Origin of the sequence: Bacillus sp. FJAT-42315 (assembly GCF_002797375.1) — a bacterium.
In the GTDB taxonomy this organism is placed as follows: domain Bacteria; phylum Bacillota; class Bacilli; order Bacillales; family Domibacillaceae; genus Bacillus_CE.
Genome location: NZ_KZ454941.1, coordinates 2673135 through 2683077 on the forward strand (window position 1 = coordinate 2673135; position 9943 = coordinate 2683077).

The window sequence follows — 9943 nt, forward strand, 5'->3', positions numbered from 1 at the left end:
TAACCATTTGGAACAGCCTGAAGGAGCAATAAATCGTGCTATCGCTTTTTTTTGTTCATTTCTTGTTGCTGAGCAGATGAATGAGTCTTAGATGCTATCTTCTTTTTTCCACACCCACAGCCTGACTTTTTCTTTTGAGGTCGACTTGTCATTTTTTTAACCTCCTACCAATCATATACAATAATATATGGTGAAAAGAAAGTTTTGTAGACACCAACTACCTAATTTATCCTTTTTTCTTAACTGAGCTCCACAATTGTTTAGCTGCCACCTCTGGAGACTGATGCTGACTAATCGCTGTAATCACCGAAACACCGTCCGCTCCTGCACGAATAACGGCACTGGCGTTCTCAACAGTAATTCCACCAATACCCACAATTGGAATGGTCAATCCTTTTGTTCGAATTTCTTCAATCAATGTCGTCCCTTGCACTTCCTTAGCATCGGCTTTTGTTTTAGTAGGAAAGATTGGACCTATTCCTAAATAATCGGCTCCATCGGCAATAGCGGCTTCCACTTCTTCGATCGTGTGGGCCGATACACCGATGATTTGATTCGGCAATTTCTTCCGAACGACCGCTACATTTTCGTCATCCTGTCCAATATGAACACCATCTGCATTTAATTGGATAGCAAGATCAATATCATCGTTTACAATAAACGGGATTTGATGTTCTTTACACATCACTTGTAGTTCTTTAGCCAATTGAAGCTTTTCCTCGCCCACTAAAGCTCTATCCCCTTTTTCCCGAAATTGAAACATCGTGATGCCACCTTTAATGGCTTCCTGTAATATTTGTTGGGGGGGAGACACACTGTTAGCCGTTCCCATAATGAAGTATACTTTCAACTGCTGTCTTAAGTGCTCCATTTACTGATACCCCTTTTTATACGCCCAATGATTCGTCGGTCCGTGTCCGCCGCCAATATGCAAATCATGTTCAATCGCTGCGTGAACGAATGCAGATGCTGTTTCTACTGCTTGTTGCACCGTTTGACCTTTGGCTAATTCTGCCGTCATCGCCGCTGCAAATGTACAGCCCGTTCCATGTGTATTTTTCGTGGAAATTCGTGAACTTTTGACATAAGTAAACTCATTTCCGTCAAATAAAAGGTTGATTAAGTCCTCTCCATCATCTGCGTGTCCACCTTTTATGACAACATTCTTCACACCGGCATGATATAATTTTTCGGCGGCGACTTTTCGGTCTTCGAGGCTATGAATACTCATCTCCGCAAGAACTTCAGCTTCAGGTATGTTAGGCGTAATAACCAGTGCCCGCGGAAGCAACACTTCTTTCATCGCTTGAATCGCTTCTTCCTGCAATAAAGACGCTCCTCCTTTGGCAATCATCACTGGATCAACGACGACTTTCCCCCAATTATACTTTTCAATTTGCTTCGCCACCGCTCGAATGATTTCTCCACTAAATAACATTCCGGTTTTTAAAGCATCTGTCCCCATATCTTCTCCAATAGCTTCGATCTGTTTTTCAACGGCTTCAACAGATAACGGATACACACCGTGAACACCTAACGTATTTTGAGCCGTCACAGCGGTTAGCGCAGACATTCCGTACACTTCTAGCTCTTGAAATGTTTTCAAGTCTGCTTGTATCCCCGCTCCTCCACCGCTATCTGATCCTGCAATCGTCAATGCTTTATATACTGTCATGTTGATTCACCTCAAATAATAATGGTTGTTATTCGAACCGTGCTAATGATTGAATGCTCTCTGCTGTCACCTTCGACAAGCTGTTTAAAAGCTCGATTTGAAAACTTCCAGGTCCCTTTTCTCCAATCATTTCAATCGCTCGCTCAGCTGCCACACCGTAAGTGACGACAGCCGACACCGCCGCAGACAGTACATCTTTTTCCACCGCGGCGAACGCTCCAATCACTGATGTTAATAAACAGCCGGCACCCGTCACTTTTGTTAACATCGCATCGCCATTATGCACTAAATACGTCGTGTTTCCATCCGTGATGACGTCCGTTTTACCGGTAATGACAACTGACATCCCTAAGCTTTTTGCCGCTTCTTGAGCTAACTGAATGGGATCTCCTTGCCCTTCTTTGGCATCAACACCTTTGATCTCCCATTTGTGCCCTGTCACATGAGCAATTTCAGCCGCATTTCCGCGAATGACAGCCACATTTACTTCACGAACAATTTTACGAGCTACTTCTGTTCGATAGGTGGTCGCTCCAGCACCTACTGGATCAAAAATAACAGGAATACTTGCTTCATTAGCTGCTTTCCCAGCAATGATCATCGCTTCCACTTTTTCCTCATCTAATGTACCGATATTCAAAACTAACGCACTAGAAATTCGTGCCATATCAGCTACTTCTTCTTTCGCATAAGCCATCACAGGCGACGCTCCTAATGCCAATAATCCATTGGCAGTAAAATTCGTGACGACCACATTCGTAATGTTATGAATCAGCGGTTGCTGCTCACGCAATTTTTTTAAGGTCTTTCCAATGCTAGATGTATCCATGCTGTTAACACCCTTTCCGCTTGATTATGTTCACTCAGGCATATTAACAAACAGCTCATCGATGTTCGGATCTTTCTTAATCAATCCAGCTTCTTTCATCCATTTGCTCGTTTCTTCCCAAGATTCTTTCTCCTGACTACCAAATCCACTTTCAGATGTCATCTTTGGTAACAGAATATCTAAGCTTTGTTTTTCTACTTCTTCGATAAGCGGGAAATTCGCTGCATCTTGCTTGCTTAATAAAATTTGAAGCGCTTCATCAGGATGTTGCTCCGTAAATTCAAAGCCTTTCTCCGCTGCACGCCAAAACGCCTGAATCACATCTTGCTGCTCGTTCCATGTTTGATCGCTTGTTACCGCAACCAGCTCATAAAAGTTAGGTACTCCGTATTTTGATGGATCAAAGTTACGAGTCTCAATGCCTTCATGTTTCAATAACGGTACTTCATGGTTCACATAAGCACCAACTACCGCATCCGCTTTTTTACTAACAACCGCAGCATTTAATTCAAAACCGACATCGACCATTTTTACTTTCTCTGGATCACCTTGATCATGTTTTACCATCGTATCAATAATCGCTTCATTTAAAGGAATACCTGAAAAACCGATCGTTTTTCCCTCTAAGTCTTTCGGTGTTTGAATCTCACTATCTTCTAGAAACATCACTCGGTTTAATGGCGAACGAACAATCGCACCAACAGATTTCACCGGGATGTTTTGATCTGCACGAGCCATTACGACATCCGGCTGATAAGAAATGCCAAGCGTCACTTTACTAGCAGCCGCTAATTGAATAGGATCAGTTGGACTCGCAGGGAATTGAATATCTACATTAATCCCTTCTTCTTTAAAATAGCCTTTCTCTTGTGCTACATACAAAAAGCTATGCACTGCATTCGGATACCAATCAAGCATAATGCTAACATCTTTCAGCTCTTTCTTCTCTTCATTTGAAGCTGTCTTCTGTTCTTCCTTCTCTTTTGAACCACACGCTGTCAGCATCGCTGCTAAAACAACACTAACGGCAACTAGTAACCATTTTTTCATTCCGTTTTCCTCCATTTTAATGATCGTCTTTCGAATACTTTCACCATCGTAAACATCATAATTCCAACTGCTGATAATAAAACAATGGGCGCAAACACGGCCGCTCCGTCAAACTGAGTCATCATCCGCCGACTGAAATAACCGAGCCCTTCTTGAGCCCCTAACCATTCCCCAATGGCCGCTCCAATAACGCTTAATGTAACAGCCACCTTTAACCCCGAGTAAAAATGAGGCAAAGCTGAAGGAACACTTAGTTTAAAGAAAATTTCTTTTTTTCCAGCCCCCATCGTTAACAGTAGCTCTTTCAATTCTTTGCTGCTCGAACGCAAGCCATCAAACGTGCTGACCGTAATCGGAAAAAAGGTGATTAATACCGTCACAACGACCTTGCTCCAAATGGTATATCCAAACCACAAAATAAAGATCGGGGCGAGGGCGATGATCGGAATCATTTGTGAAGAAATAATGATCGGGTAAAACGCTCTTTCAGCTACTTGACTAGCATTCATCCAAATCGCCATGCCAACGCCGAATACGATAGAGATGGACAGCCCGATGATAATAATTAACAAAGTAGCTGGTAAATGCTCAGTGAATAGCGGGATTTTTAGCTCCCACAGTTTGGAGAGAATAGCGGTTGGTGGCGGCAAAATAAACACCATATTCATCGAGCGAGCAACCACTTCCCAAAGCATTAAAAACAACAAGATTAACAATGTCGCTGGCATATATTCCTTGCCCCGCTTCATGTTGTCACCTTCTGACGGAGCTGCTCAATTAATTGATCTTTCAACTTCAAAATTAGCGGGTCATTTAAATCCCGTAAATGTCGCGGTCTTGGCAAAGGTACCTTGACCTCTTTTAACTGCTGTACAGGCGTTTCAGTAAAAATAAAAATACGATCAGATAAAAACAACGCCTCGTTGACATCATGCGTAATAAACAAAACAGTGTTCTCCCGCTTTTCCCATTGTGAAAGTAGCCACTCCTGCATTGACAGCCGAGTAATCGCATCGAGCGCGCTAAAAGGCTCATCTAATAACAGCACATTTGACCCACTTAATACCGCTCGTAGAAAGGAAACTCTCTGCCTCATGCCTCCTGACAGCTCACTCGGGTAACGATGCTCGACACCTTTCAGTCCAAATTCTTCAAGAAGGAGAAGTACGTCAGATGTAGATTCCCCTTTAATTTCGAGTGGCAATGCCGCATTTTCTAAAATCGTTCTCCACGGCATTAATAAATCTTGCTGTGGCATATAACCTACTTGTCCTAAGCGACTTTTATGCTCTACTCCGTTAATTAAAATTTTGCCGCTACTAGGCTGCTCTAAGCCAGTAATTAATCGAAACAGCGTACTTTTCCCTGAGCCACTTGCACCAACAATGCTAATAAACTCTCGATCGAACACTTGTACATTCAAACCATCAAGAATCGCTCCCTTTTGATCATAAGAAAAGGTCACATCTTGAAACGTTAATACCGTTTTATTCATTCCCCGGCCACATCTCTTCTTTGTACGCCATATCCCAGAACATGTATTCAAAACGAGTTGTATTTAAGAAAATCTCTTCTAATTTATCAAGCTCGGCTTCTGTTTTTCCTTCCGTATGTTGATCAAGAAGCTCAATGCACCAAATCGCTAGCTGACCAAACTCCTCCGAGCTATACATTTGAATCCAATTACCATAAAACTCGTGCTCACTTGCTCCTGGAATTTCATTTAATTCTTTCCCGATCTCCCAGTAGCTCCATGCACAAGGCAATACAGCCGCTAACACTTCCGGTAACCCACCTGTTTGACTAACAGACAGCATATAATGATTATAAGCAAGTGTAATCGGAGAAGGTTGTGCCTGCTCTAATTCCTCTCTTGAAATGCCAAAGCGAGCGGCATATTGACGATGAAGCTCCATTTCCATATTAAGCGTCGAATCTAATAAAGCCGCAAATTTCCCCATCGTCTCCAAATCATTCGCTTTCACTGCCCCTAAAGCAAACACTTTCGCATAATCAATTAAATACAAATAATCTTGCACCATATAAAAACGAAACTTTTCTTTATCAAGGGTGCCATCTCCCATTCCTTTCACGAAAGGATGGTTATGATTTTGTCTCCAGATCGGCTGTAATTTCTGATGTAATCTTTCACTAAACTTCATTGTTCTCCACTCCTTGAATGATTATATGTATTTCATCATTACTTTTTCGTATGTCCCCACTGGTAAATAAAACGAATCATGACCTTTGTAAATTGAATGAGCTGATTAATCGATAGCTGCTCATTGACTGAGTGAGCATTTTCTAAATCACCAGGACCATAAAGAGCCGTCGGAATCCCAGCATTAGCAAGCCAGCCACCGTCTGTAACAGTTGGTGATACATCTAAAATGGGCGATTGAGTGAAAACACTTTCATGCGACTGCATCAATGTATGAACCGCTGGATGATCAGGATCCACCTCAAAAGAAGGGAAAATCTCTCCTCGATCTTCAATCATCGATGTTCCTCCCCATTCAAAAATAGGAGGATTATTCCTCATCCATAAATCACCATCTGCCACTCTTCTAATATGATCTTCTACCTCTTTTGCGACTTGCTCGTATGTTTCATTCGGGTAGTAATGAACAGTAATCCATAAACGGCATTCATCCGCAACAAAAGCTGCATGACGTCCACCTTCAATCACTGCAGGATTAATCGTATTCGTTCCTGGCAAAAACCCCGGATAGCTTTTCATGACTGCCCAATGACGTTCTAACTCCTGTAGCCCTTCAATGATCTTCATCATTTTTTCAATCGTACTAGCCGCATGTAAACCGCCGCCCGCATGAATCATCTTTCTTCTTGTCGCATCATGATGCGTTTGTTTACTTTTCAAAGTAACCCAGCCTGTGATCACTCCACCTTGCCCTTGAATATGCAAGTCACTCGTATCTACCACGACTGCAAAATCAGCTGTATATCCACGTTTGCAGCATTCTAGTGTACCTGCCTCTCCAACTTCCTCCCCAATAACCGATTGAAAAATTAAATCGCCTGGAAGTTGAATCCCTGCTTCATGTAGCAATTGAAGCGCAAATAAAGCTCCGGCTAATCCGCCTTTCATATCAGCGGCACCCCGACCAATAATCGCTCCATCCTTCACAATAGGATCAAATGGCCCTGTCTCCCAAACTTCATCATCATTTACTTCTGCCACATCGATATGACCATTAATAATTATGCTTTTGTGATTCTCTCCATCTCTTCCCTTTAATGTACCGACGACATTGGGATCCTCAGGATAGATCTCCCACAAATCAACCGAAAACCCTAAGTCTTTCAACAAACTTGCGATATACTGTTGAGCCTCGCTTGTGTTTCTGGCTGGCGGTGCCGGCGTTTGATAAGAAATCAGTTTTTTCACAAGAGCAATCAGTTCCTCCTGTCGATCCTCCACTTGCTTCATAAGAAGCCTTACCTTTTCTTCCATGTCTTTCACCTCCGAATACGAAAAAGCTGCTTCTAGAAAAGAAGCAGCTGTAAAAATGCATAGTACTTTACCAAATGGCAGGCACATATTATTACAACACCGCTTCCCTCCGCTAGTATTATCTAGTTCAGGTTATAAGGGTTAAGGCTATGAGCCTCTCTCAGCTAAAAAAGCACCCCTAGTGGTGAATCTTATTTAATTAAACTTGTCTTAGTTGTACCACAAAGAAACAGAACCTTCAATAGATTTCGAACGTTTCGCCACTCGTCACATATCTTCATCTTGCTCGTATATTATAGAAAATCAATCATTAGGAGGCATAATTGACAATGTATCCTGCCTATCAAAATCGCTACTTTTATCCCTATTATCTCCACTATCCCGTTAGTCAACAAAGAGTGTATCCACAAGTCGATGTCGCCTTGTTTAAACAATCAGCTGAATCGATGAAAAAGCTATTAAAAGAAACGAGCTTATTGGTAAACAAACTATCCAGCTCTCCTAGTTTTGCTTATCAAGTGATGACTGCGGCACAACAGTCCAATCAAAAGGAAGTAGAACGATTAATCAAGTCCGCAGGCGTGACGTCTAAGGCTGAGATTTCGTTCAACCCCGATAACATTCATCTTGAATTAAGCTCGAAAACAGGCGCCACAAATTGTTGCCATCTTACTGTTGCACTTCGTTGGCAATAACCTTTTTCCATACTTTCAATTTTACAAGACGCTTGACTAACAGCAGACCAATGACGGACCCAGATAAACTGCTCACAAGAAAAGGCGGCAAGAAGAAAAAGGCACCAACCGTCGTTCCCATAAAGATTTTGGCATAAGGTACAGCAAACAAGGAAGCAATCATCCCCGTTCCAATCACTTCACCGAGAGAAGCTGTCCACATCCGGCTTGTTTTTTGATAAAGATAGCCTGCAAGAAAAGCTCCGATCATACTTCCAGGAAACGCAAGTAATGACCCTGTCCCGAGTAAATTTCTAAGCAGGCTCGTCACAAAGGCGATGACGACTGCTGGAATTGGCCCAAGTAACATCCCTGCTATCACATTAATCGCATGTTGAACAGGATAAGCTTTCGCAACTCCAGCTGGAAACCAAATCAGTGACGAAGCATAAGTAGCAATAGCTACAAATAAGGCCATATAAGTTAATTTGTTCACCCGATTCATCAAAATCCTCCCTTTCTAAACCAAAAAGCCGGATCCAATCAAACCTGGATCCGGCAATAGTTAATGAAATAAATACTCATCCACTACTTCCCTACGCTGGCATCATCCAGATCAGGTTCAAAGAGTTGAAAAACATTCGTTTTTCTCTCAGCCACAATAAGGCACCTCTAGCAGTTCAAATATTTTTTCTCTATTATAAAGTAAAATTTTCAAAGATTCACGTTTTAATTTTTATTTTTCGCCTCAGCTAATCGCTTTGCTACTTCATTCCAACAAACAACATTCCACCAATTTTGAATATATTCCTTTCGCTTCGACTGATATTTTAAATAATACGCATGCTCCCACACATCAAGAACGAGCAAAGGGATGGCATCCCATTGACTCAAATTTTGGTGTTTTTCCGCTTGAAGAATTTCCAATCGTTTCGCTTGTCGTGCCCAAACAAGAATCGCCCAACCTGAGCCCTCAACCTTTTCAGCAGCCGCGGAAAAATGCTGTTTAAAAGAAGAAAAACCACCAAAAGAATGATTGATTTCTCGCTCTAACTCACCTGTAGGTTGACCACCACCTTTTGGACACATCACTTTCCAAAAAATCGAATGTAAATAATGACCCGCTCCATTGAAAGCGACTTCTCTCTCCCAATGCTTGATCAAGGCGTAATCATTCTTTTTCCTTGCCTTCTCCATTTCCTTTTCAGCTTTATTCAAACCATCGACGTAGCTTTGATGATGAATATCATGATGGAGCCTCATCGTTGCTTCATCAATATAAGGCTCTAACGCATCGTATCGGTAAGACAGTGGAGGGAGCTTATGACCGCCTATCGGGACACTACCACTACTTCTTTCGCCGTTCAAGCTGTGATACCATTCCTGCCATTCCCTATATAGAGTAGCCATTCTCTTTTGTAATAGCTGTTGATCGACCATTGTCTCTAATTCCTCTAACTGTTCTTGCCATTTCATTAATCGTTCTGCCTCAACCGTTCCTTCTCCCTGCTCGCACCATTGTCTCGCTTCTTTTATAAACTGTTGATAGTTTGACAAGTGAATTCCCCCTTCCTAGGCACTTTTATCATATGTGCCAAAACGATTTCACGTTCTTTTTTGAAACTTTTTTGTTTATCAATAGCCCATTATTTGCAATAATATAAGGTGAAACTTCAATCAGTGGGGGTTTTCTTCATCCCCCACTGATTGTTAGTTGAACCAATCGGGCGTTTACGGGCTGTTGATCCCCCATCTGCCAGTCTGCGCTTCTTGTCATGTTGAGGTGGGGGATCTTACAGCCCGTTAATGCGGGATAAATAGCATTGCTAGTTATATACATAGTCATTGGAGGTTTGTCATGCTGTTTGCCATCCTGTTTTTTATTTTGATGTCTGCTTTTCTATCTGGTAGTGAAACCGCACTTACTGCTGTCAATAAAATGAAATTGAAGACGAGAGCAGAAAATAACGATAAGAAATCCCAACACTTACTTAGCCTTGTCTCGAAGCCAGATGAACTGATCACAGCGATTCTAATCGGAAATAACATCGCCAACATTATGTTGCCAACGCTCGTAACGATCATTGCCCTAAAATACGGATTTAGTGTAGGGATTGCGACTGGTATTTTGACTGTTTGCTTAATCATTTTTGCCGAAGTACTCCCAAAAACAATCGCTGCTACATTTGCGGATAAGATCGCTTATAAGGTCTATCCTGTCATTTCGCTTTTAGTGCTCC

The 9943-nt window shown here is 42.0% G+C and carries 12 protein-coding genes and 2 riboswitches; of the genes, 2 read left to right on the forward strand and 10 right to left on the reverse strand.

Annotation, left to right across the window (positions count from 1 at the left end; genetic code table 11):
• Positions 1 to 226 precede the first annotated feature (226 nt).
• From thiE to CEF22_RS13105, 8 genes are read right to left on the reverse strand one after another with little or no spacing between them, the layout of a single operon-like run.
• Entirely contained in the window at positions 227 to 871 is a 645-nt protein-coding gene (gene thiE, locus CEF22_RS13070) for a thiamine phosphate synthase (protein WP_100403210.1), read from the reverse strand.
• Positions 872 to 1675 carry a bifunctional hydroxymethylpyrimidine kinase/phosphomethylpyrimidine kinase gene (gene thiD, locus CEF22_RS13075; protein WP_100403211.1) on the reverse strand — a complete coding sequence of 268 codons (804 nt, stop codon included), beginning with the start codon at positions 1673 to 1675 and terminating at the stop codon, positions 872 to 874.
• 28 nt (positions 1676 to 1703) lie between these two features.
• Positions 1704 to 2504, reverse strand: coding sequence for a hydroxyethylthiazole kinase (thiM, locus tag CEF22_RS13080; RefSeq protein WP_100403212.1), 801 nt, complete (start codon positions 2502 to 2504; stop codon positions 1704 to 1706).
• A gap of 30 nt (positions 2505 to 2534) precedes the next feature.
• On the reverse strand, positions 2535 to 3554 hold the full coding sequence (locus CEF22_RS13085; RefSeq protein WP_100403213.1) for an ABC transporter substrate-binding protein: 1020 nt from the start codon (positions 3552 to 3554) through the stop codon (positions 2535 to 2537).
• Complete coding sequence (locus CEF22_RS13090; protein ID WP_100403214.1) at positions 3551 to 4303, reverse strand: ABC transporter permease; 753 nt, start codon at positions 4301 to 4303, stop codon at positions 3551 to 3553. Before CEF22_RS13090 ends, CEF22_RS13085 begins: the two co-directional genes overlap by 4 nt.
• Complete coding sequence (locus CEF22_RS13095) at positions 4300 to 5049, reverse strand: ABC transporter ATP-binding protein (RefSeq protein WP_100403215.1); 750 nt, start codon at positions 5047 to 5049, stop codon at positions 4300 to 4302. The genes CEF22_RS13090 and CEF22_RS13095 overlap by 4 nt, the downstream gene beginning before the upstream one ends.
• A complete protein-coding gene (tenA, locus tag CEF22_RS13100; protein WP_100403216.1) occupies positions 5042 to 5716 on the reverse strand; it encodes a thiaminase II in 675 nt (224 codons plus the stop codon). Before tenA ends, CEF22_RS13095 begins: the two co-directional genes overlap by 8 nt.
• Before the next feature lie 38 nt (positions 5717 to 5754).
• Entirely contained in the window at positions 5755 to 7029 is a 1275-nt protein-coding gene (locus CEF22_RS13105; RefSeq protein WP_100403217.1) for an acetylornithine deacetylase, read from the reverse strand.
• Positions 7030 to 7116: 87 nt separating this feature from the next.
• Positions 7117 to 7219: riboswitch (TPP riboswitch) on the reverse strand.
• A gap of 133 nt (positions 7220 to 7352) precedes the next feature.
• Between CEF22_RS13105 and CEF22_RS13110 the strand changes: the two genes are divergently transcribed.
• On the forward strand, positions 7353 to 7724 hold the full coding sequence (locus tag CEF22_RS13110) for a YuzC family spore coat inner layer protein (RefSeq protein WP_157843232.1): 372 nt from the start codon (positions 7353 to 7355) through the stop codon (positions 7722 to 7724).
• Here CEF22_RS13110 and thiW read toward each other — a convergent pair.
• Both thiW and CEF22_RS13120 read right to left on the reverse strand, forming a co-directional pair.
• The gene (gene thiW, locus CEF22_RS13115; protein WP_100403219.1) at positions 7699 to 8208 is read right to left on the reverse strand and encodes an energy coupling factor transporter S component ThiW; all 510 of its coding nucleotides are present in this window, start codon (positions 8206 to 8208) and stop codon (positions 7699 to 7701) included. The two genes, CEF22_RS13110 and thiW, sit on opposite strands and share 26 nt — an antisense overlap.
• Before the next feature lie 71 nt (positions 8209 to 8279).
• Positions 8280 to 8387: riboswitch (TPP riboswitch) on the reverse strand.
• 45 nt (positions 8388 to 8432) lie between these two features.
• On the reverse strand, positions 8433 to 9260 hold the full coding sequence (locus CEF22_RS13120) for a superoxide dismutase (protein ID WP_232726121.1): 828 nt from the start codon (positions 9258 to 9260) through the stop codon (positions 8433 to 8435).
• Between the two features lie 301 nt (positions 9261 to 9561).
• Between CEF22_RS13120 and CEF22_RS13125 the strand changes: the two genes are divergently transcribed.
• On the forward strand, positions 9562 to 9943 hold a 382-nt coding region (locus CEF22_RS13125; RefSeq protein ID WP_157843281.1), incomplete at its 3' end, for a CNNM domain-containing protein.